The organism is Shewanella sp. SW1 (assembly GCF_025653545.1).
GTDB lineage: Bacteria > Pseudomonadota > Gammaproteobacteria > Enterobacterales > Shewanellaceae > Shewanella > Shewanella oncorhynchi.
The window spans coordinates 20,348-41,879 of the sequence record NZ_JAKKSG010000026.1 but is presented as its reverse complement, the minus strand read 5'-3'; the positions used below and the strand labels follow the sequence as shown (position 1 = coordinate 41,879).

Below are 21,532 nucleotides of genomic sequence, written 5' to 3'. Positions count from 1 at the left end.
TTCTTAGTATTTTAGGTATGATGTGAGCTGTAACCGAATCATCTTATTGTTAATAAACAGGTGTAAAGTGTCTTATGACTGATCTTGAGCAACAGGTTTTTACTCAAGTTAGAGCTATCATAGCGAACGAAGAGCAAGTGATTGGCCGCCGAGGAATTCTAATTCCACTCAAAAAAGCGATCCTTGCTGAAGGCGACATTCGTAATGTGATTGACATTATCTCGAGCGATCCCGCATTGGCAGCGCACATGCTTATGCGCAGTAATTCCGCACAGGCTGCTGTAGTGGAAAATCACAAAACTCGTTCGTTGAAAGAAGCTTTGATCCGCTTAGGTCAAGTTAATATCTATCGCTACGCCTTTACGTTCTATTTAAAAGAACGCCTCGATGAACTGCCACAGCCCTATAAAAAGTTGGTCCAAGGTTATTGGAAGCTGACTGAAGATATTGCAACGGATGCGGTAGATAGCTTAGCGGATATGGAAGGTGTGGAGGTTGATGCTGACGAAGTGCAAACCTTAGCTCTGTTCAGTGTGTTCGGCCAAATTATCGCACTGACCGCATTTGCCTATTTAAATGCTAATGCCGAACAGTCATTTCCTTTAAGTGTGATTAAGTCATTGATTGATAATCAACAACAGACCTTAACCATAGAAGCGTTCGAGGCGTTAGATCTCGATCAGGATCTGCGTCAAGAATTTATGATCGCCCATAATTTGCGTCAGACCCGTAATCCTAATTCATCAGGGTTGATACTGCGCCGTGTCTTGTCTATGCGTGGATTGTTGATGAATCCGCTGTAATTTGTCGATGCTATGAAGTAGTCATTTGACTCAATAAAAAAGCCTGCATTCGCAGGCTTTTTTACTCTATGTCACCCGCATTAATTCGTCTTCTGCTGGCGGGATAAACCTTCCCTCGCCACCAGTTGTAACCAATTTTGGATCAATGCAGAGTTAGCACTGTGGCGGCGATAGGCACCAAATAGCGGTCGTTTCAGACCTTCTTGGCCGAGTTTTACCGTAGCGAGACTCAGTCCATGTCCTTCATTAATCGACCAGCTTGGCAGTGCGGCTATGCCGTCTTTACAGGCAATGCGTTGCAATAACATCATGGTTAAATCACAGGTTTTTTGCTCGCCCGCCTCTATGCCCGCAGGTTCTAAAAAGTGGCGATAAATATCTAAACGTGTCAACGGCACTGGATAACTGATAATAGGCAAGTGTGCTAATTGCTTAGGAGTGACATAGGCTTCTTTCGCTAAAGGATGATCCTTAGCAACCACTAACTTCACTTCAAAATCAAACAAATGCTGGTAGGCGAGTGAATGCCCAGGCACAGGATCTGAGGTTAATACAATATCCAGTTCACCCATTTCTAAGGCATTGAGCGAGTCGAACAAGTGGCGGCTCGACAAGTCTAACTCGGCAGTTGGATGATCTTGCCTAAATTGTTCCATTACAGGCATTAACCAGCGAAAACAGCTATGGCACTCAATGCCGACTCGCAACTGATTAGTTTCGGTTTCCAGCCCATTCTTCAAATCTGTCTCGGTTTCTAACACCTTAGGCAAAATCTCTTCGGCCAGATGCAACAGGCGTGCACCTTCTTGGGTGAATGACAGTGGCTTACTCTTACGCACAAAAATGGGCGAGTTAATCCTTTGCTCCAACTCCTTAATCTGGTGGGAGAGGGCGGATTGAGTGACAAAACGTTTTTTGGCTGCGCCCGCCAAACTGCCGCTTTCTTTCAGGGCCATTAAGGTTCGCAGGTGTCTTAGTTCGATCATGTTCACTCCAAGTGAATTTCGCTCATGTTGTGCTTGAAATCAATTCGGTTGCTGGCATAGAGACTAACACAATAAACTTCTAGACGTCCAGACGCCCATTGTTATTTATCAAGGCTGAAGTGCTGAAAAGTGCCAAGAGAAAACAATCTGGTGGGTGCAAGTGCCGAATGTGGCTTATCTCAAATAAAGGAAGATAGAGTATGCAATTAAATAGTCTTGGGTTTCCCCGTATTGGGCGTCGTCGTGAATTGAAATTTGCCTTAGAAAAATACTGGCGTGGTGAGAGCACTCAGGTGGAATTACGTGAAGTGGCGAGTGAACTTCGCCGCACCCATTGGCAGTGGCAAGCTGCTGCGGGCATTGAGCAAGTTCCCGTAGGTGATTTTGCCTTTTATGATCAAGTGCTGACCTTAAGCGCGACTTTAAATGCCATTCCTGAGCGTCATCGTGGTGAAGGGACAATCGATCTCGATACTTTATTCCGTGTTGCCCGCGGCAGAGCGCCAACGGGCCAAGATGCGCCAGCCTCTGAAATGACCAAGTATTTCAATACTAACTATCACTATCTGGTACCTGAGCTCAGCCAAAACCAAGTGTTTTCGATTGCCTATGAGCAATTTTTCGATGAAGTCAGTGAAGCGCAGTCCTTAGGCTATAAAGTAAAACCTGTGCTACTCGGCCCTGTTAGCTACTTGTTCCTTGCTAAAACCGTGGGCCAAGAGTTTGATAAGTTAAGCTTATTACCCAATTTATTAGCTGCTTATGCTGACATTTTGGCGCGTTTTGCTGCTCAGGGAGTGCATTGGGTACAGCTCGATGAGCCCATTCTCGCATTGGAATTGGATGGCGAATGGCAAACGGCGATCATTGAGGCGTATCAAGCACTCAGCACTGCGAAGGTGAAGATCCTTCTTACCAGTTATTACGGCGGTATCGCACACCATCAAGTGCTGGTATCGGCCTTGCCGGTCGCGGGGTTGCATGTCGATTTAGTCACAGCGCCGGATCAATTGGCAGTCTTTGCCAATGCGCTTGGTCAAGATCAAATTTTGTCGGCGGGTGTGGTCAATGGCCGCAACGTGTGGGCGGCAGAGGCGGATTTAATTGCCGAACGCATAGGCGCGGTTGCCCGTGATCTCGGAGATCGCTTGTGGATCGGTACTTCTTGCTCACTCCTGCACAGCCCTGTGGATTTAGAGGTGGAAGCCACGCTTGAGCCTGCGCTGCGTCAACAACTCGCGTTTGCGAAGCAAAAATTACTCGAACTGGCCAATGTGCGCCAATTGCTACTGGCACCTGAATCGGCCGCGGCAAAAGAGATTGTGCAAACCTGTTTGGCGCGCCGTGAGGCGAAAGCGCAGGCCGCCGACAGTCAAGTGATTGCCCGCGTTGCCGCGTTGACATCTGCCGATTATGAGCGCGTCAGTGATTTCAGCGTACGCCAAGCAGTGCAGCAGCAGAAATACCGTTTACCTCTGTTGCCGACCACCACCATTGGCTCCTTCCCACAAACACCAGCAATCCGTGGACTACGCAGTCGTTGGCGCAAGGGCGATCTGAGTGATGCACAATATACAGAGCAATTGCAGCAAGTCACCCGCGATACAATCGACCGCCAGCTTAAACTCGGTATCGATGTACTGGTTCATGGTGAGGCCGAGCGCAACGATATGGTGGAATACTTTGGTGAGCAGCTTGCGGGTGTTGGCTTTACCAAAAATGGTTGGGTGCAAAGTTATGGTTCACGCTGTGTTAAGCCGCCGTTGATCTATGGTGATGTTAGCCGTCCAAAGGCGATGACGGTTGATTGGGCCGAGTTTGCCCAAAGTCTCACCGACAAGCCTGTAAAAGGCATGCTGACTGGCCCGGTGACGATTCTGCATTGGTCATTCGCCCGTGAAGATATCGGCCGCGATGTGATTGCGACTCAGCTGGCGCTGGCGATCCGTGATGAAGTGGTGGATTTACAAAATGCCGGTATTGGCATTATACAAATCGATGAGCCCGCCTTCCGTGAAGGTCTGCCATTGAAACAAAGTGAATGGCAAGCCTACTTAGATTGGGCGGTGAATGCCTTTAAACTCAGCGCTGCTGGCGTGACTGATGAGACTCAAATCCACACCCACATGTGTTACAGCGAGTTTAATGACACCATTGCCGCGATTGCCGCCATGGATGCCGATGTGATTACTATCGAGACTTCGCGTTCACGGATGGAGTTACTCAACGCCTTTGAAGATTTTGAATATCCAAATGAAATTGGCCCCGGTGTGTATGACATTCATTCGCCAAACACTCCAAGTGTGGAGGCCATGGTGCACTTAATCGAGAAAGCGGCGCAAAAAGTGCCCGTACGTCAGCTATGGGTTAATCCAGATTGCGGCCTAAAAACCCGTACTTGGGATGAAGTTGAACCCGCACTGAAAAACATGGTCGATGCCACGCGAGAACTACGTCGCCGCCTTGGTTAATATTATGCTTGAGTGAAATATTTTTTTACTGAGCTTATTGAATTAGTAACAGCGGATGCTTATGCATCCGTTGTTTATTGCTTGCCGATTGACTTAAGCATCTCGCGGTAAGCCTTTTTCGATAATGCGCACCATGCGCTCGGTTTTGCGGCGGGCTTTTTGTTGTTCAGTTGCTGCGCTTTCAGCAAGGCGCGATTGCTGGGCATTAAGCGCCCATTCAATATGCTCACTCACTATCTCATCGATATCTTCGCTGTGATTGCGGGCGTTAAGTGCGGCAATAATGCTTGGGCTCGCGGGAGCGTTACCCAGTGCTACTGCAATATTACGTAGCCAACGTTTATGTCCAATGCGACGAATGGCGCTGCCTTCAGTTTGTTTAAGAAACTCGGCCTCGCTCCAAGCAAAAAGGCTGAGAAGGTCAGGTTGCTTTAACTGCGGACGAATATGAAAGTCAGTTTCTTCAGTCAGCGGCGCTTGGCGATTGATGGGACACGCGAGTTGGCAATCATCGCAGCCATAGATGCGATTGCCCATGAGTGGCCTAAATTCTTCGGGAATAGCGCCCTGCAGTTCAATGGTGAGATAGGAAATACAGCGTCTGCCATCGACCACATAAGGTTCTACGATTGCACCCGTTGGGCAGGAGGTAATGCAGGCGACACAAGTGTTACAGCCTTCTTGAATGGGAATATCCACAGGTAGAGGCAAATTGATCAGTAGCTCACCTAAAAAGAACCAACTGCCAGCCTCATGGTTGAGTATGAGTGAGTGTTTACCTGTCCAGCCTATACCGGCTTTTTCTGCTAAGGGGCGCTCAAGTACAGGGGCTGAGTCAACAAAGGGGCGAAAGTCAGCGGCATCGAAACCGAGAGCAACTAACTCTGCACTGATTTGATCTCCGAGCTTTTTAAGTCGAGCGCGGATCAACTTGTGATAGTCGCGACCTCCGGCATAACGGGAAATATAACCTAAGTTGGGATCGGTGAGATTCGTTGCAAAGCCAGCTTCGGGTGGCAAATAGTCCATCCGTACGGAGATCACCCGCACTGTGCCCGGATGCAGTTCTTGCGGGCGAGCGCGCATCATGCCATGGGTAGCCATATAGGCCATTTCGCCATGAAAACCTTTGTCTAGCCATGCTTGAAGTTTGGCTTCTTCAGCGGTTAAATCCGTATCGCAAATGCCAACCTGCGCAAATCCGAGTGCTTTTCCCCACGTTTTAATTTGCAGAGCGAGCCGCGACAGCATGCTGGCATAGGATTGGCTTGGGGTTTGATTGGCTAAAGTTGACATGAATTGATTGCAGCGAGGCTCTTGGCTAGGTGGCAATATGATAGCAGTTTTCACTTATTGAGGACGAGTTTACTCAGAAGGGGGCATGAGGCGATATTTTCTTTGGGGTATTTGTTTATTTGCAGTTGGGATTGAGTCTATGATTAGGTCTAATGTTTATCGTTTGGTATTCGTATGCTAAGTGCGTTTCCCCTTAGGGCGTGTTTTCTTGCGATGAGCTTATTAGGCCTGATGCCTAATCTTGTTTTTGCGGCGCCTGACAAGTTGAAATTGGTGACTGAAGCTTGGCCTCCCATGAGTTACGAGCAAAATGGTGTGCCGCAAGGTTTTGCGGTGGACTTAGTCAATACCTTGCAATCAAGACTGGGTCAGAGTGAAAAAATCGATGTGTTACCTTGGGCTCGGGCGTATTCGATTGCCAATACCTCAGCGAACGTTTTACTTTTTGCTACGTCAATTAATGATGAGCGAGCTGAGCAGTTTGATTTTATCGGTCCTATTGCGACCAGCAAAATTGCATTGTACGCAAGGGCGGCAGATCCCATCGCTCTCGATCAAATTGCTGAACTTCAATCGACAGATATTGTAGGGGTTTATCGGGAATCGGCGGGAGCGCAGTTGCTACAACAAGCGGGCGTGGATAATTTGCTGGTGGCGAGTTTTCCGCAGCAATCGGCGAAGCAGTTGCTGTTTTCTCGAATTCGTTTTTGGTGCCAGGCGGATCTTGCGGTAAAGCAGATACTCGAAGAAGTGGGTGCGAGTGAGACAGATATCCGCCAAGTGTTTGTAGTATCGGAGATTAATCTCTATTTAGCTTTTTCTAAAGGGACGTCGGCGGCAACCGTTATCAGTTGGCAAACAGAGCTTGAGAAAATGAAAGATTCAGGTGAATTTAGTCGTTTGTATCAGACATGGTTTGGCACTTTGCCACCGCCATTACAACATCAAGTGTTTTGGCATAAGGCCGTTTAATTCTCTCTTAAAGCCTCATTCTTGGCTGATTTCACACAATTTCTGCCCGCATTTTTAGCCTCATAAAGAGCATTGTCGGCCCGCTTTAGCAAGGTGGCAAAATCTTTATCTTGATATGCATCTTCCGTATTATTTTGTGGTTCTAAAGTGGCGACACCAGCACTAACGGTCAATTTGAGTTCTGCTGGTAAATTCTGTGCGCTAAGGCAGCTAATATGGTTCTGCAATTGATGCGCCAGCGCCAACGCACGTGTGGCATCAGTGTTAGGCAATAGGATTAAAAACTCTTCACCACCGATGCGGCCAACGAGGTCTTTATTACCCGATAAGGCTCGGCCTGCATTTGCAATGGTCATAAGGGCGCGATCGCCTAATTCATGGCCGAAGTTATCGTTGATTTTTTTGAAGTGATCCGCATCAAAAATAATCACTGAAAAAGGGCTTTGATGTTTTAAGGCTTGCTGAAAATATTTCGCGGCTTGGGCATAAATATGCCGACGATTAGGGAGTTTGGTAAGGTAATCCGTGAGGGCAATAACTTGCAGTTGGCGATTTCTATGTACTTGTTTATAAGCGAATATAGACACTATCGTCAGGATAAAGCCCGCTAGTAATAGGATAATGTGTTGCAGTGATTTGTTCTTTTCGAGTAGCGCGAGCTCTTGTTCTTTAAGGTTTTGGTTTTCAATCAAGCGTTGATTTTCAGATTCAATCCGACTGGTATCAAACTTGACCTTTAATTCTGTCGTATGATGGGAGAGAGAATTGCCATCGACTTTTTTTGTTAGGGTAACAAATTCTTGCAGCGCTCCGTAGGCAGCAGATAAATCATTCATAGCCACATATATGTTACTTTTAAGCTGCAGCAGTTGAGTGAGTCCCCGATTATTCTGCAGAGTGCGAAAGGCTTTTTCCCCTTGCTCAAGTTCGGTAAGCGCCTCTTTATAGCGAGATTGTTGAAACTTTATATCGGCCATAAAAAGCTTCATGAAGCTGTAATCGGTCAGATCTTTTTCATTAATAACAGTATCGGCTTCGATTAAATACTTTTCGGCTTCGTTTAGACGATTGAGTTTGATTAAGCTGTAGGCAATATTCGTTGCCATCGTTGCTGCCACTTTTTCCTGCTGATGTTCCTTGAAGTATTGATAACTTACTAAGAAATTATCTACGGCCTGTTGATGTTCACCGAGTTCATCTAAGGCAAGGCCAATGTCCGAGTTGACATACATTGCCTGTTCTTGGTTATTGTTTTTTAGATAGAGAGCTTTGAGTTTGGTGTAATAGCGGATTGCACTTTGGGGATCGCCATAACGTCTAAAACTGGTAGCAACATCGGCAAGGTTAATGTTAGCCCAACCGCTTAAATTGAGTGATTCATAGAGATCTTGCGCTGTGACGAGATCGTCTAATGCCGCAGAAAAATCGCCAATATAAGAGTAAAGTGCGCCGCGAATGCTGCGCGAGTCGGCGATTAGCTTAAGGTCTTCATGCTCATAGGCACGTTTAACACTGAGATTATAGCCTTCCATCGCGCCATCCATGTCACCACTTAATTGCAGAAACCAAGAGCGGCAGAGCGTGAGGTCGGTAATGAAATGGGGGGAGGCGGTTGGCGGAATATTGCTCAGTGCTTGGTTAGTATTTTTAAGTGCCAGTGCAATAGCTGTGTCGTTTTCTGTATTCTGATCCCAGCATTTAAGCAGTTGCAGCTTTTCATGACGGGTGACATCGTCAGTCGAAATTAGTTTGCTTAATAACACTAGATTGCTTTCGATTTCTTCACGGGTCATAGGGACGCCGCTTTCAAATCTTGCAAATATTTTATCAACCTGAGTCTTTTCTTCTGCCATAGCGTTGCTGAGCGGCAGTAGAAGCAGCAATAAGGAGAATGATAAATACCTAAGTTGATGTAGCAAAAAAGATTCCTGTTCGAATTAAAATCAATAGCTAATTATTAGCTTAGCATAACTTGTTTGTTCATTTTTAATATAGATGTATAGCAATTTTGCATTCGGTTAATGATCAAGGTATAAACTCCGCCTTGGTTATTATCCCACAAAGGAATCACCCTTGAAGAAATTACTCTGTGCTGCATTATTCATGATGAGCGGCACTAGCTGGGCAGGCTCAGATTTAGAAACCTCTGGCGATGTATTACATTTATTATTACCCGCTACTGCGATGGGCGCGACCTTGTTTTATGAAGAGGGTTATGACGGTAGTTGGCAGTTAATTCAGGCAGCGGTGTCGAGTCGGTTAATTGTTGAAGGTCTTAAGTATGGTGTGAGTAAAGACAGGCCAGACGATAGTGGCGATGATTCGTTTCCATCGGGTCATACCTCTGACAGCTTTATGGCGGCGACGTTTATTCAGCAGCGCTATGGTTGGCAATATGGTTTACCTGCCTATGTTGCCGCATCTTATGTGGGCTACACTCGAGTGGCGAGCGACCAGCATTACCTCGAGGATGTGTTAGCTGGCGCGGCGATTGGAGCGCTGGCGGGGTGGTATTTTACTCAACCCTATGAGGGGATTACAGTTACGCCGATTGCGGGTAACGGCGTTTATGGTTTATATGTGAGTGGCCAGTTTTAACTCTATTTTTGGGATGCGAATCGAGATTTTTATGAGCGAATTATCAGCTATTTACCGTGAAACTGCCGAGCAGATTTCTTACAATGTTGCGAATAAAGTGTTACCAATGGCGAAATTACCGGGTGACTTATTAGCAGCGTACCAAGGTTTGTGTGCCGAACTGTTGGAAGACAGGGAAGGTAAATTTAGCCAAGCTTGGGCATCTTTACCTGCCAGTGCGCGTAATCTAATGGAACAAGCCGCATTCCACGGTTTCTATATCGCGAATGCTTGGTTGCAATTGAGTCGTGTCGCCCAAGAAATTTCTGAGCAAGCCGATACCGATAGTGCAATCCAAGAGCAAGAATATAATGGCATTTTTACGCGCTTAGCCGATGAATCGCTCAAAGAAAGCCTACGTAAGTTGAAGAAGGCGCGTACCGATCGTGCTTTGCTCAATAGCTTTAAACAGGTGATGGCACCTTAGTTTTTATTGAAATAAGCGCTGAGTCTGAAAATCAAAAAGCCCGTCACTTTGCAGTGACGGACTTTTTGCTGGCACAAACCCTTAGCTAAAGCTGCGTTGCCACGACTTAAGTCGCGGCAACGTTATTGCTTAGAACGAAGTGCGTTTGTAGCGGCGATATTCTGGACTCCAGAAATTGCCTTCAATTGATTGTTGTAAGATTTCATCGCTCATTGGCAGCGTTAACCCTTGTTCAACTGCGACTTTACCTACGGCGAAAGCGATGTGTTTACTGACCGCGTGGATATCTTCGAGTTTAGGTAACAATGGGCCGCTACCGTCGATTGCCAGTGGCGAGCATTCTGCAAGTGCGCGGCTTGAGGCCATTAACATGGCATCGGAAACGTGGCGGGCACCAGAGGCTAAAACACCTAAGCCAATACCTGGGAAGATAAAGCTGTTGTTACACTGGGCAATCTCATAGGTTTCACCATCGACAACCACAGGCTCGAACGGGCTGCCCGTAGCGACGAGTGCTTGACCTGAGGTCCAATGCAAAATGTCCTTCGGTGTCGCTTCTACGCGGCTGGTGGGGTTCGACATAGGGAAAATAATCGGCCGAGCACAATGGCTGTGCATAGCACGGATAATTTCTTCGGTGAAGAGACCCGGAACGCCAGATACCCCAATCAGCACTGTCGGCTTGGCGTTGTTAACCACATCGAGCAGTGAAATATTGTCGCTGAAATTACTCCAATTTTGGATGTTGGTGCATTTCTGCGCCAATTTTTGCTGGAATGGCAACAGGTTAGGCATGTTGTCGAGCAATAAGCCCCAACGGTCAACCATACACACTTGAGTGCGAGCTTGCTCGTCGCTGATCCCTTCAGACACCATTTGCGCCACGATAGCTTCGGCGATACCGCAACCCGCGCTACCCGCACCAAGGAAGGCAATACGTTGTTGATTTAATTCAGTACCCGCAGCTTTACAAGCGGCCAGCAATGAACCGACGGCAACGGCAGCGGTACCTTGAATATCATCGTTAAAGCAGCAATAGCGATCTTTATAACGCTCTAAGATCGGCATGGCGTTCTTTTGGGCAAAGTCTTCGAATTGGATCAAAGTGTCTGGCCAACGAACATGTACAGCTTGCATAAAGGCTTCGATAAACTCGGCGTATTCTTCGCCACCGATGCGCGGATGGCGCCAGCCCATATACATAGGATCTTCTAATAACTGCGGATTATCTGTGCCTACGTCTAAAGTGATAGGCAGAGTATAAGCCGGACTGATGCCACCACAGCTAGTGTAGAGTGACAACTTACCGATAGGGATCCCCATGCCGCCAATACCTTGATCGCCAAGACCTAAAATACGTTCACCGTCGGTAACAACGATGATTTTAACTTTTTGGCGAGTCGAGTTATTGAGAATGTCATCGATCCTATCTTTGTTCGGATAAGAGATAAACAAACCACGGTTGCGGCGATAGTTTTTCGAGAAACGTTCACAAGCCAAACCTACCGTCGGCGTATAGATGATAGGCATCATCTCGCTGATGTTATTTTGCACTAAACGATAAAATAAGGTCTCGTTAGTGTCTTGGATATTACGTAGGTAAATATGCTTGTCTAAGTCGTTGTTGAAACTTCTAAATTGATCGTAGGCGCGGGAAGCCTGCTCCTCAATCGTTTCAATGGCATAGGGAACTAAGCCTTCGAGGTTAAAGAAAATACGCTCTTCTTCAGAAAATGCACTGCCCTTGTTAATCAGTGGGGCTTCAAGAATGGCAGGTCCTGCAAACGGAAGATAGAGGGGGCGTTTATTATCGTCCATGGGTAACCTTTTGAGTTATTGTTTAAGTGGTCAATACGTGCTGTAAGTCACGTAAGGTTATCATGAAATGTGATCTTTGTTGTCCGTGGAACGAGGTATTTGTGGTTTTTTTTGCAGCAGTAAAAAAGTCAGCTGTTTTAAACAGGATTTATGAGGTACTTCAGATGGAATTGTTATGCTGTTGTTTATGCCTAAGCAACTTTAGGCATAGCTTAAATTGGATATAAAAAAAACGCAGCCTAAGCTGCGTTTGATGTGACAAACTTAGGTTTTGCGTTATTCACCGCGATACTTAAGTGATAAGCCGCGAATAAAGTTACGCAGGATTTGATCGCCACACTCTTTAAAATTCTTATGATCCGGATTGCGGAACAGCGCGCTCAGTTCTGATTTTGACATTTGCACTTCGGCTAGAGCCAAGGCTGCAACTATGTCTTCTTCACGCATTTCGAGGGCCACTCTGAGCTTTTTGAAGATTAAGTTATTGTTTAAACGCGATACTGGCGCAGGGATTTCTGCACCTTCACGTAGGCCACGCTTTTCGATGATAAGGCCGTCTAGGAACTGACATAAAGTGGTGTCATTACAGGCTTTGTAACCTTCTTCCTCTTCTTTGTGCAGTAGAGCAATGATCTCTTCTGTCGGCACTTCTCTTCCAGCTTTGGCAAAAATTTTAATCATTTTGGCATTGTTGAAATCAAACACGAAGCGCAAACGGCGCAAAATATCATTATTAATCATGGTCATCTCTTGGCGCGGCTGCGCTGTCTGGTTTAAGAGGCGGTATTATATACCCAAACCGCCTCAAAAGCAGAATTTAGCCGGAATTTAACGCAGCGTAGCGAATGCTATTTATGATTCTGGCATAAATAACTGTCATGACATCTTAGCAATCAACCTTTAATGACGTTGTACCAATAGATAAACAGTGCCGCGAAAATCAGCAGATAACTTATGCCAAACCAAGAGAGTAGCTTCATCTTAGTGCCATACCTATCGGCTTCGGGGAGCTGTTTGCTGGTCATTAAGCGGTAGTTTAACCAAGCAAAAATGACAGTGGTCATAAAGGCCAAAATCATCACAAACTCAAGTAGCGGCAACAGTGCGCCTTTAAAGAAGAGGATCAGCAATAAGCCAAAGGCACTGATGGCGAGCATGATCCCTGTGAGGCGTTTGTCTGAACAGGCCTTTGAGGTGAGTAATTGCCAGCCCATATCTAAGGTGCGGCTGTAGCCATCGATAACGGTTACTGTGGTGCTAAAAATACAGAGAAAAGCCACAATCCCAATAAGATAACGACTTTCACCACCCATCACTTGGCTGTAAAGGTTGATCAATTGATTAGCAAATTGTGCGCCTGAATCAGAAAAGTGCTCACCACTGCCGTGCATCACTAAGGCGCCCAAGGACAGAAACACGATCGCGAGGATCGCGGTGATGATGTAGCCTAAATTAAAGTCGAGCAGCGCTTGCGCTTTCGTGACCGTCTGGCTTTTTTGTTTTTCGAGCAACCAGAGGGAATTCCAAGCGCTGACTTCAATCGGTGCTGGCATCCAACCCATCATGGCGACCAAAAATCCCACATGGGCCCATTGCCAAGGTGAAGGAGAGACAAAATTGCTCGCTAATGGTTGAGCGTGATCCCAAGCCAAGGCCACGGCAATTAAGGTGGTTAAGGTTAGGGCGAACATGATGATCTTAGTGAGTCTATCAAGCAGTTGATAATGGCCTAAAATCAGTAAAGCCAATGAACTCAGCAATACCAGTAGGGCTAACCAATCGATGGGGAGCGGAATAAATTGGGTCAACATAGCGGCGGTTAACATGCACACCCCTGCTGTACTGGCAATGGCGGCGATCACATTGAGCCCAGTAAACAGCAGTAAGTAACCTCGGCCCTGTTTTTGGTAGCCGTGCAGTAGACTCTCCCCTGTGGCAGCTGTGTAGCGTGCGCCAGCTGCAAAGAAGGGATACTTAAGTAAATTTACCCCAAGAATAACCCAAGCCAGTTGCCAACCAAATTCGGCGCCCGCCCGAGTCGAGGCGACTAAATGGGATGCGCCAATCGCCGCGGCGGCCATAAGAACACCTGGGCCCATGGCTTTAATGCCGAGAGTTAGGTGTGTCATCCAAGAGGATGAAGGAGAAGTTACTGAAGATTCTGTCATGTCGTTATTAAAAATGCCTGTTGAAAATTAATCTGGGGAATCGAACACTCCCTCATGCTAAGGCTGCGCTAACGCTAAGTGAGTGGCTCAACATTAAAGGTAAAGTGATTGAACTAAAAGTTGTTTTATTCAATTTATCCGTTTAATTTTTGGCTGAGTAAAGTTTCAATGCGTTTTAAGCTTGCAGCCATTTCGACTACGATTTGTAACAGCGTATTATCTGGCTGTGCCGATGGGATTGTTGGGTGCAAGGGTTGGGTAAGCCGTTCTTTTTGTTCTAATACGCGGGCTCTAAATCGAGGCGCATCGACTATGCCGACTAAGCTTATCAATGCGCCTGCACCCGATTGCCCTGCGGTTTCTACCGTGAGTTTATGCAGACCAAATAGGCGCATAATTGGGCCTTGGATCAATGCCATATCGGTAATTTTGTCCAAAGGCACTGTGTTTTCAGTACGAGTTAATATGCCCCTCCTGACAATAAGTTTATTGCTGGTGAGCTCGGCACTCATATTGCGAATATAGCGGCGAGTCCCCCAGAGCCCGATTGGAAACCAAAGTAATAACAAGGGAATACCTATTATGCTTAGGCTGAAATAGGCGGCGCCTGAAAGCAACCAATACCAACCTAAATGGGTTTCAAACTCTGCTTGATAAATAATCTTGTCTTCCATCTTTCTTCCTTAAATTCTGATATTCAAATACTGCGACTTGTCTTGTAGGTTGAATTTTTAGTGCTTAGACCTTCTTTGATTCTCGTATGAGGAAAATACACTGCCTCAAATGTAACAAAAGTTTAACTTTTATTTCTCTGCCATTGACTTTGGTTTGTAACTCATTACCTTGTGTATTGTTAATTTAGGGTTTTCTTATTGTTAAAATAATTTTAATGAGATAAATAAAACAAGGGAAATGTATGAACAGACCTCAGATTCTACCCAGTGCTTGTGCAATCGCAATTGCTATGGCATGTGCGCCAACAGTGGCCCATGCTGCCGATAAAGGTGCAGAAAAAGTTGAACGTATTGAAGTAACGGGTTCCCGTATTAAACGTACCGATATTGAAGGCCCTTCCCCTATTCAATCGATCAGTAAAGACGATATTGCCAATATGGGATTTGATAACCTGCAGCAATTACTTGAACGCATGCCTGCCAATGGTGCTGGCGCGTTTTCTACCCGAGGAAACAGTCAAGATTCAACCGCCAACGGCGGCGCATCTATCAGCCTACGTGGTTTAGGCCCAGACGCGACCTTAGTGTTAATTAACGGTCGTCGTGTTGCGGCGAGTGCTTTTGCCGAAGGTATCACTAATTCCTTTGTTGATATTAATAATATTCCGGTATCAGCTATTGAACGTATCGACATACTGAAGGACGGTGCATCGGCTATTTATGGTTCTGATGCGATCGCGGGTGTGGTTAACATAGTTCTGAAAAAAGATATTGAAGGCATTGAGGTCAATCTTGGCTACGGTGATGCTTCAGGCACTGGCTACGATGAAACTACAGCGAATATGGTGTGGGGGATGAAGTCCGATAAGGGCAGTGCTTCCGTTATCCTCGACTATTTCAAAAATGACACTTTAGCTGCGACTGATTTAGGACGTTTTGGTGTTTCAAATCAATCACCTTATGGTGGTGAAGATTTTCGTTCTTCCCGTGGTTTTCCTGGGTATTTCTATGTTGATGGTGTTAAAACTATCGACCCTGCTTGTCCTGCTGATAGTGCAACCGCGAGTGGAAGTTGTTTATTTGAATACGGTTCATACAATTTTGTTGCGCCGGCTGCGGAGCGCGTAGGGGCTATTGGCCAATTTGACTATCATTTTAATGATGATTTAACAGCATTTTTAGAGTTAGCGGCGCAGCACAATACCTCAATCGCAGGTGGAGCACCGACACCACTTGACGAGGATGCTGGTTTAACTGTACCTGGATCTCACCCGAATAATCCTTGGGGGAAAGATATTGAAATTGGTCGCTTCCGTACGGTTGATGCGGGCGCACGACGTTGGGATATTGAATCAGATAGTTTACGTTTAGTTGCTGGTTTACGCGGTGTAGTAAAAGAGTGGGATTGGGAAGCTTCTGTTCAAAAAGGTCGCAGTGAGTCGACTCAAACGGGTGATCGCAGCCAAGGCTGGGTAAGAACCGATTATTTGCAACGTGAAATTGATGCGGGTCGTTACAATCCTTTCGGCGGCACGATGAACTCACAAGAGGTCATTGACGCTATTACCACCAGTTTAGTACGCCAAGGTTTGTCAAACATGATATCTTATGCGGCTAACATATCTGGTCAAGCATTTACCTTGGCCGGTCGCGACATCATGATGGCAGCGGGAGCTGAATATCGCGAAGAAGATGTCAGTGATGTGCCCGATGAGCAATTCCAACGTGGATTGATTTTTGGTACTGAAGCTGTCTCTGCGGCGGCATCCCGTGAGCAATATGCCGCTTATATGGAATTATCTATTCCAGTCACGGATAACTTCGAGTTGCAACTCGCTGGTCGATATGATCATTACAGCGATTTTGGTTCAACGACTAACCCTAAAGTCGCCTTTCAATGGGGAGTGACTGACGAGCTAACGGCGCGCGCGTCTTGGTCTACGGGCTTCCGTGCTCCCTCGTTAGCGCAAATCGGTCTTGGTCCATCTCGCGAAAGTAGTTTCTTTGTCGATACTTACCGTTGCGCTGCCGATAATGTTGATTGTGAAGCCTTAGATTACAACACTGAATTTGAAGGTAACTCTGAGCTGGATGCTGAAGAATCCGAAACTTGGAACGTCGGTATGATCTGGGCGCCGAGTCAGACGTTTGATGTGGGTTTTGATATCTTTAGCATCACGCAAGACAACAAAATTGATAAACAGCCATTAGGCGATATCTATACTGCAAATTGTAACGATCAAAATAGCACTGTGTGCGAGCGCTTAGCGCCACAGCTAGGTCAAACTTTAGGTCCGATCAGTATTATCCATTCAAGCTTTATCAACTTAAGCTCTCAAGATGTACAAGGGATGGATGTCTCTAGTCATTATGGTTTTGAGTTAGATAGCTATGGGGATTTGAAGTTTGGCTTAGAGTACAGCTACTTACATAATTTTGAGAAAGATGGTCTGGATTACACGGGTGAGTATAAGTTTCCTCAACATCGCTGGTTACTCACCACTAACTGGACTATGGATAATTTTGCCGCCAATATTAATTTGAGTTACATCGGTGAATTTGAAGATACCCCAGATATCAATTTCGATGGTGTACTTGATTTTGAAAGTAATAAGTCTCGTATGATCGACTCTCAATTATTGGTCGACATGTCTGGTACTTATCGCTTCAATGAAATGTTCAAGCTGACACTAGGCGTGAACAACGTATTTGATGAAGAGCCACCATTTGCTATCGGTGACGGTGATACGGATCTCTACGGCTATGTTATTTCAGTACATAATCCTATGGGCCGCTACATTTACACTAAATTCACGATGAACTTCTAACTACCGCTTAGCGTCATTTCATTCGGAATGGTGCGTCATTTATGATGGGTGGTGTGATCTCTAATAAAAAAGGCCAATAATGATATTGGCCTTTATTTTTATAGGGTTAAACTTGTGACGGTTGAGTTTATAACTGCGTCGCTGCCCACTTTGCACGACTTTCGCGGCTTTCACTCATTTTGGTCGGTTCACGGAAGGCTTTGTAGGCCTCCACGTCGAGAGCCACTAGGCTGACGTCGACTTCTAGGACCAGTTTGCACTCTTTCTTGATGCGCCAAGCGGCCGTGTTGTACAGCTCAGTAAAAGGCAGTGAACTTAAGAATTCTGGGTTGTATTGTGTGTAAACCGCTTGAGTGGGGTAGACCACGAAGGCTAAGTGACGCTTAGGTTCTTTCTTAAATAGTTCTTCGATACCATCGCAGGTGTTGAGCACTTGCATCTCAATGATGTCATCAATATCAAGCAGTTTCTTTTGCGCCAGCTCAGGTGGCAGTTGTTCACCGCTTTCCCAGGCGAGGACATCGGCTTCGCTATGGTTAGTCAGAGCACCAACTTGAGCCGCGCTTAAGCTGAGTGACTGGCGTAAGTAGCTCATTTCGATGGCATTCAAGCCAATGTTCTTAGACATAATCGTGTTCTCAATGCAATAAAAGTAAAATTAGTATTTGATCTTTAACCAGATTTCTTCAACCCATTCCCAAAACGACTCCCAATAGATATCGGTAAAGTCGCCGTTTTTCCAGAAATGTACTTGACCATCTTGGTCGATACAGTAAAAAGCATCACCCTGCTGACAAATGGCAATCATGTCCCTTGGCATACCGATGGACCACGCATAGCAAGTCACTTCGGGCAGGTAGGTGTGCGAGTAGGGATCCGATGCTGTTACTGGCTCTATCGTGCCGTAAATCACATCACTGGCATACAGCAGGTATTCTTTTAGCTCCCTTGGCAATGAAATCAGGATTTGCTCTTCGACTTCGACGAGCTGCTCAAATGTGGGTAATTCGAGTGGTACAGGAACAGTTTCGCTGCGTTCTTGGAGTTGCTCAATAATGTCGTGCATGGCATTTCCTGCTGATAGGGCTATGGCGCGGGATTATATACTCAAATGGCACTTTGATGCGAGAGAGTGCTTTTTTACACCTTATTAAGATGATGTTTCAGGCGTTGTAAAATATAAAAAAAGGCGCTGGTACCTTTACAGATAACCAGCGCAAGAGTGGAAGCTTTTTAGTTAAGCGACTGATGCTCTTAATAAACTGGCTTCATCAACCCGTTTATAGTTAAGCCATGCCTTGTGGTACAACTTATGTGATTCTTGACGTAATTGGGCAATCTGCGCGAGTTCAAACTCACTTAGTGAACGTTGTTGTTTACGAGCATTGGCCTCAATCCTCTGTACTTTTTCATATACCTTATGTTCAGGACCATTTTTGATATCAGCGATATCCTGTAGGTGTAATTGCACTTCAGCAATCATGCCTGATTGGGGTAAGCGTACCAGTAGATTGAGATCGCGATAGCCGGAGGCTTTAGGTTCGGCAAAGCGGTTTTTTTGTTTCACAACTTGGGTGTGCTCATTCAAAGTTTGGTAGGCCTGCATCAGATCTTGAATGCTGTCGGTCACAATACTTGCCCTTGCAAGGTCGGTAATTTGGCTGGCATCACCGTTAAATTTTGTGGCCACTTTATCGGCTGCTCTTTGGTAACTCTTTACTGGCGGAACAATCACTTGTGCCTGTGAATAATGGGCAATTTTGGTGAGTAATTGGGCGAGCTCAGCTTGTGCATCATAGGCTTGGTGATGGAGCACGGATAAGTCATTCGAGGATTGATGAGGCGCATCGAAGGTCTGACTGCTGAGTGCATATAGACCTTGTAGGTCATGGCTTGATGCCTGTCTTGCACTGTAATTACCACGTTCTGCTTTACTGTCACTGATGTCGAGAGGATTTGCTACACCAGCGCGGCTCGATAATAAGAGTAGAAAAATAAAAAAGGTACGAAATAACTTAGTCATGCGGCCTACTTCCTTATGGGTGAGTTATTCAGGTCACGCATCCACCATAGGCTTCTATTGCTTAATTAAAGCTGAACCAACCATGAAGACTTGTTCATCTTGCGCATGGGTTCACATTCATAACTCAGTGGTTTAAGGAAATAAAAATGGCGCCACCTGTAACAGTGAGCGCCATTGTTGGCCAGCTTATGCCGCTGAACAGTGATTTAAATTTGGCTTACCAAATTTTTACGCGTTTCTCTGGTGCGATATACATAGCATCGCCAGGTTTTACATCATATGTAGTGTAGAACTCAGGCATGTTAGATAGTGCACCCAGTGCGCGGAATTCCGCAGGTGAGTGTGGATCGGTCGCTACGCGGTTACGCATGGCTTCTTCTTTGGCTTTTGCGCGCCAAATTTGCGTGAAGCCGATGAAGAAACGTTGATCGCCCGTTAAGCCATCGATAACGGGTGCATCTTTACCGTTAAGCGATTTCTTATAAGCACGATAAGCGATAGTCACACCTGACAAGTCACCAATGTTTTCGCCTAAGGTTAAGCTGCCGTTGACATGCAGATCATCAAACACTGCGTAACCATCGTACTGTGCGATTAGCGCTTTGCCGCGAGCAGAGAACTCTTTCAAGTCTTGCTCTGTCCACCAATCACGCATATTGCCTTCGCCATCGAATTTAGCGCCTTGGTCGTCAAAACCATGGCCCATTTCGTGGCCGATTACCGCACCAATACCACCGTAGTTGACTGCATCGTCAGCCGCCAAATTGAAGAAGGGTGGTTGCAGAATTGCAGCAGGGAATACGATTTCATTCATGGTTGGGTTGTAGTAAGCGTTAACCGTTTGTGGCGTCATGTGCCATTCGTCTTTATCGATTGGCGCGCCCAGTTTGGCTAATGATTTAGCATGTTCAACTTCACTGGCACGCATAGCGTTACCGACTAAGTCGTCTGCCTTGATGGTCAGCTTACTGTAATCTTCCCATTTGTTCGGGTAACCGATTTTCGGGTTGAATTTTGCTAATTTATCCGCCGCAGCCACTTTAGTGCTGTCGCTCATCCAAGTTAATTCTTTGATGCTGTCGCCGTAAGCACCACGCAGGTTTTCAACCAGTGCTTGCATACGGTCTTTGGCTTCTGGAGTGAAGTGACGTTTGACATACACTTTACCCACAACTTCACCAAGAACGCCATTGACGGCTGCAACGCCACGCTTCCAACGAGGTTCTTGTTCTTCTTGACCATTTAAGGTTTTAGAGAAGAAAGCGAAGTTTTCATTGTCTAACGCTTCACTTAGATTGCTCGCCGCGTGCGTCAGCACTTGCCATTGCATATAGGTTTTCCAAGTGGCTAACTCAGTCGTTTTTAAAACTTCGTTTAACCCTTGGATATAGCTAGGTTGGTTAACTATGATATCGGTTTGCTTGTCAGCGCCAAGAGCGGCTAAGTAGCCTGCCCAATCGATATCTGGTGCCAGTGTTGGCAGATCTTTGACTTGATATAGATTGTAGGTTTTAGTGCTGTCGCGATTTTCAACCACATCCCAATGCTTAGCAGCAATCGCCGTTTCTAAGGCTAAAATAGCTTCAGCACTGGCTTTAGGGTTAGCAAGACCCGCAAGGGTAAACATTTTTTCGATATGGGCGACATATGCCTTACGGATATTAACGAAGCGTTCTGATTCGTTAAAGTAGTAGTCTTTCTCTGGCAGGCTTAGACCATATTGATAGAGATGTGTTGCGTAACGGCTAGAGTTTTTCGCATCGATATCGATATAAAATGCTATTGGGGTACCCGCGCCAGCGATTTGGCTGTGGGCGAAGTACTTCACTAATTCATTCTTATCTTTTAAGGCATTAATAGCATCGAATTCGCCTTGGATTGGTGTGACTCCCAGTTTATTGAGTGTCTCAGTATCCATAAATGAACGATATAAATCGGCCACTTTTTGCTCATCTGTACCAACTGCGAGGTTGGGTGTTGCAGCCACTTCTTCGATAATGGCTTTTACGTCGTCACGTGATTTTTCACGTAAATCGTAGAAAGCGCCAATGCTAGTGCGATCGGCTGGGATTTCAGTGTTTTTTAGCCAAGTGCCGTTAACGTATTTGTAGAAATCGTCTTGTGGACGAATCGCTTTATCAAAATTAGCAAATTCAATTCCAGAACCTAGTGCTTGAGTCACTGCCGCTGCGGTGGCTGTTTTAGCAGTTTCAGGTGCTTTAACTTCGGCAGCCTTGTCATTACAGGCAGTCAGGCCTGCGATAAGTGAGGCACACAGTCCCCCAATGAGTACTTTTCTCATGTTGTTTCCTTCGAGTTTATTATTGTGCCCATTATTGGGGCTGTTATTTTGGCAAAATGGGATTGCTTCAGGCGCAATGAACTATGTTAATGCCTTACTAGGAATCGAAACAAGGTCATTACAGTGT

At 45.9% G+C, this 21,532-nt stretch carries 17 protein-coding genes; 6 read left to right on the top strand and 11 right to left on the bottom strand.

What is annotated here, in order from left to right; all coding sequences use genetic code 11:
* The first annotated feature begins 74 nt into the window (after positions 1-74).
* On the top strand, positions 75-803 hold the full coding sequence (locus L5M71_RS19890; RefSeq protein WP_105250172.1) for an HDOD domain-containing protein: 729 nt from the start codon (positions 75-77) through the stop codon (positions 801-803).
* 80 nt (positions 804-883) lie between these two features.
* Here the strand turns inward: L5M71_RS19890 and L5M71_RS19885 are convergent, their stop codons facing one another.
* Positions 884-1,789, bottom strand: coding sequence for a LysR family transcriptional regulator (locus L5M71_RS19885; RefSeq protein ID WP_028761667.1), 906 nt, complete (start codon positions 1,787-1,789; stop codon positions 884-886).
* 200 nt (positions 1,790-1,989) lie between these two features.
* Between L5M71_RS19885 and metE the strand changes: the two genes are divergently transcribed.
* Entirely contained in the window at positions 1,990-4,260 is a 2,271-nt protein-coding gene (metE, locus tag L5M71_RS19880) for a 5-methyltetrahydropteroyltriglutamate--homocysteine S-methyltransferase (protein WP_173242866.1), read from the top strand.
* Between the two features lie 93 nt (positions 4,261-4,353).
* Here metE and queG read toward each other — a convergent pair whose 3' ends face one another.
* On the bottom strand, positions 4,354-5,556 hold the full coding sequence (queG, locus tag L5M71_RS19875) for a tRNA epoxyqueuosine(34) reductase QueG (protein ID WP_263209319.1): 1,203 nt from the start codon (positions 5,554-5,556) through the stop codon (positions 4,354-4,356).
* A 174-nt stretch (positions 5,557-5,730) separates the two neighbouring features.
* On the opposite strand from queG, the gene L5M71_RS19870 reads away from it, so the two are divergent.
* Positions 5,731-6,528, top strand: a complete 798-nt coding sequence (locus tag L5M71_RS19870; protein ID WP_263209318.1) for a substrate-binding periplasmic protein — start codon at positions 5,731-5,733, stop codon at positions 6,526-6,528.
* Here L5M71_RS19870 and L5M71_RS19865 read toward each other — a convergent pair.
* The gene (locus L5M71_RS19865) at positions 6,525-8,381 is read right to left on the bottom strand and encodes a diguanylate cyclase (protein WP_411569136.1); all 1,857 of its coding nucleotides are present in this window, start codon (positions 8,379-8,381) and stop codon (positions 6,525-6,527) included. The two genes, L5M71_RS19870 and L5M71_RS19865, sit on opposite strands and share 4 nt — an antisense overlap.
* A gap of 220 nt (positions 8,382-8,601) precedes the next feature.
* Between L5M71_RS19865 and L5M71_RS19860 the strand changes: the two genes are divergently transcribed.
* Positions 8,602-9,126, top strand: coding sequence for a phosphatase PAP2 family protein (locus L5M71_RS19860; protein ID WP_113939058.1), 525 nt, complete (start codon positions 8,602-8,604; stop codon positions 9,124-9,126).
* Between the two features lie 31 nt (positions 9,127-9,157).
* Positions 9,158-9,592 (top strand): DUF3069 domain-containing protein, encoded by a 435-nt coding sequence (locus L5M71_RS19855; protein WP_263169429.1) that lies wholly within the window; start codon positions 9,158-9,160, stop codon positions 9,590-9,592.
* 129 nt (positions 9,593-9,721) lie between these two features.
* Here the strand turns inward: L5M71_RS19855 and L5M71_RS19850 are convergent, their stop codons facing one another.
* The 4 genes from L5M71_RS19850 to L5M71_RS19835 form a co-directional block, all read right to left on the bottom strand.
* Entirely contained in the window at positions 9,722-11,410 is a 1,689-nt protein-coding gene (locus L5M71_RS19850; RefSeq protein ID WP_263209316.1) for an NAD-dependent malic enzyme, read from the bottom strand.
* 276 nt (positions 11,411-11,686) lie between these two features.
* The gene (locus tag L5M71_RS19845; RefSeq protein ID WP_006080239.1) at positions 11,687-12,151 is read right to left on the bottom strand and encodes a DUF1456 family protein; all 465 of its coding nucleotides are present in this window, start codon (positions 12,149-12,151) and stop codon (positions 11,687-11,689) included.
* Positions 12,152-12,303: 152 nt separating this feature from the next.
* Entirely contained in the window at positions 12,304-13,578 is a 1,275-nt protein-coding gene (locus L5M71_RS19840; RefSeq protein ID WP_263209315.1) for an Nramp family divalent metal transporter, read from the bottom strand.
* A gap of 134 nt (positions 13,579-13,712) precedes the next feature.
* Positions 13,713-14,252 carry a PH domain-containing protein gene (locus L5M71_RS19835; protein ID WP_263209314.1) on the bottom strand — a complete coding sequence of 180 codons (540 nt, stop codon included), beginning with the start codon at positions 14,250-14,252 and terminating at the stop codon, positions 13,713-13,715.
* A 242-nt stretch (positions 14,253-14,494) separates the two neighbouring features.
* Between L5M71_RS19835 and L5M71_RS19830 the strand changes: the two genes are divergently transcribed.
* A complete protein-coding gene (locus L5M71_RS19830) occupies positions 14,495-17,080 on the top strand; it encodes a TonB-dependent receptor (protein ID WP_263209313.1) in 2,586 nt (861 codons plus the stop codon).
* A gap of 127 nt (positions 17,081-17,207) precedes the next feature.
* On the opposite strand, the gene L5M71_RS19825 is transcribed toward L5M71_RS19830, so the two are convergent.
* The 4 genes from L5M71_RS19825 to L5M71_RS19810 all read right to left on the bottom strand — a co-directional run bounded on the left by L5M71_RS19825 (position 17,208) and on the right by L5M71_RS19810 (position 21,405).
* Positions 17,208-17,708, bottom strand: a complete 501-nt coding sequence (locus L5M71_RS19825; protein WP_263169417.1) for a DUF4447 family protein — start codon at positions 17,706-17,708, stop codon at positions 17,208-17,210.
* 30 nt (positions 17,709-17,738) lie between these two features.
* The gene (locus L5M71_RS19820; protein WP_113939053.1) at positions 17,739-18,146 is read right to left on the bottom strand and encodes an SMI1/KNR4 family protein; all 408 of its coding nucleotides are present in this window, start codon (positions 18,144-18,146) and stop codon (positions 17,739-17,741) included.
* A gap of 171 nt (positions 18,147-18,317) precedes the next feature.
* A complete protein-coding gene (locus L5M71_RS19815; RefSeq protein WP_131523742.1) occupies positions 18,318-19,103 on the bottom strand; it encodes a RelA/SpoT domain-containing protein in 786 nt (261 codons plus the stop codon).
* Between the two features lie 217 nt (positions 19,104-19,320).
* Positions 19,321-21,405, bottom strand: coding sequence for a M13 family metallopeptidase (locus L5M71_RS19810; RefSeq protein WP_131523741.1), 2,085 nt, complete (start codon positions 21,403-21,405; stop codon positions 19,321-19,323).
* Between the last annotated feature and the right edge of the window lie 127 nt (positions 21,406-21,532).

Bases quoted from the DNA above. Each gene is read 5' to 3' on its own strand.
- L5M71_RS19865 (WP_411569136.1), bottom strand. From the start codon at position 8,381: ATGGCAGAAGAAAAGACTCAGGTTGATAAAATATTTGCAAGATTTGAA.
- L5M71_RS19840 (WP_263209315.1), bottom strand. From the start codon at position 13,578: ATGACAGAATCTTCAGTAACTTCTCCTTCATCCTCTTGGATGACACAC.
- L5M71_RS19890 (WP_105250172.1), top strand. From the start codon at position 75: ATGACTGATCTTGAGCAACAGGTTTTTACTCAAGTTAGAGCTATCATA.
- L5M71_RS19830 (WP_263209313.1), top strand. From the start codon at position 14,495: ATGAACAGACCTCAGATTCTACCCAGTGCTTGTGCAATCGCAATTGCT.
- metE (WP_173242866.1), top strand. From the start codon at position 1,990: ATGCAATTAAATAGTCTTGGGTTTCCCCGTATTGGGCGTCGTCGTGAA.
- queG (WP_263209319.1), bottom strand. From the start codon at position 5,556: ATGTCAACTTTAGCCAATCAAACCCCAAGCCAATCCTATGCCAGCATG.
- L5M71_RS19820 (WP_113939053.1), bottom strand. From the start codon at position 18,146: ATGCACGACATTATTGAGCAACTCCAAGAACGCAGCGAAACTGTTCCT.
- L5M71_RS19870 (WP_263209318.1), top strand. From the start codon at position 5,731: ATGCTAAGTGCGTTTCCCCTTAGGGCGTGTTTTCTTGCGATGAGCTTA.
- L5M71_RS19815 (WP_131523742.1), bottom strand. From the start codon at position 19,103: ATGACTAAGTTATTTCGTACCTTTTTTATTTTTCTACTCTTATTATCG.
- L5M71_RS19850 (WP_263209316.1), bottom strand. From the start codon at position 11,410: ATGGACGATAATAAACGCCCCCTCTATCTTCCGTTTGCAGGACCTGCC.
- L5M71_RS19855 (WP_263169429.1), top strand. From the start codon at position 9,158: ATGAGCGAATTATCAGCTATTTACCGTGAAACTGCCGAGCAGATTTCT.
- L5M71_RS19845 (WP_006080239.1), bottom strand. From the start codon at position 12,151: ATGATTAATAATGATATTTTGCGCCGTTTGCGCTTCGTGTTTGATTTC.
- L5M71_RS19885 (WP_028761667.1), bottom strand. From the start codon at position 1,789: ATGATCGAACTAAGACACCTGCGAACCTTAATGGCCCTGAAAGAAAGC.
- L5M71_RS19825 (WP_263169417.1), bottom strand. From the start codon at position 17,708: ATGTCTAAGAACATTGGCTTGAATGCCATCGAAATGAGCTACTTACGC.
- L5M71_RS19810 (WP_131523741.1), bottom strand. From the start codon at position 21,405: ATGAGAAAAGTACTCATTGGGGGACTGTGTGCCTCACTTATCGCAGGC.
- L5M71_RS19835 (WP_263209314.1), bottom strand. From the start codon at position 14,252: ATGGAAGACAAGATTATTTATCAAGCAGAGTTTGAAACCCATTTAGGT.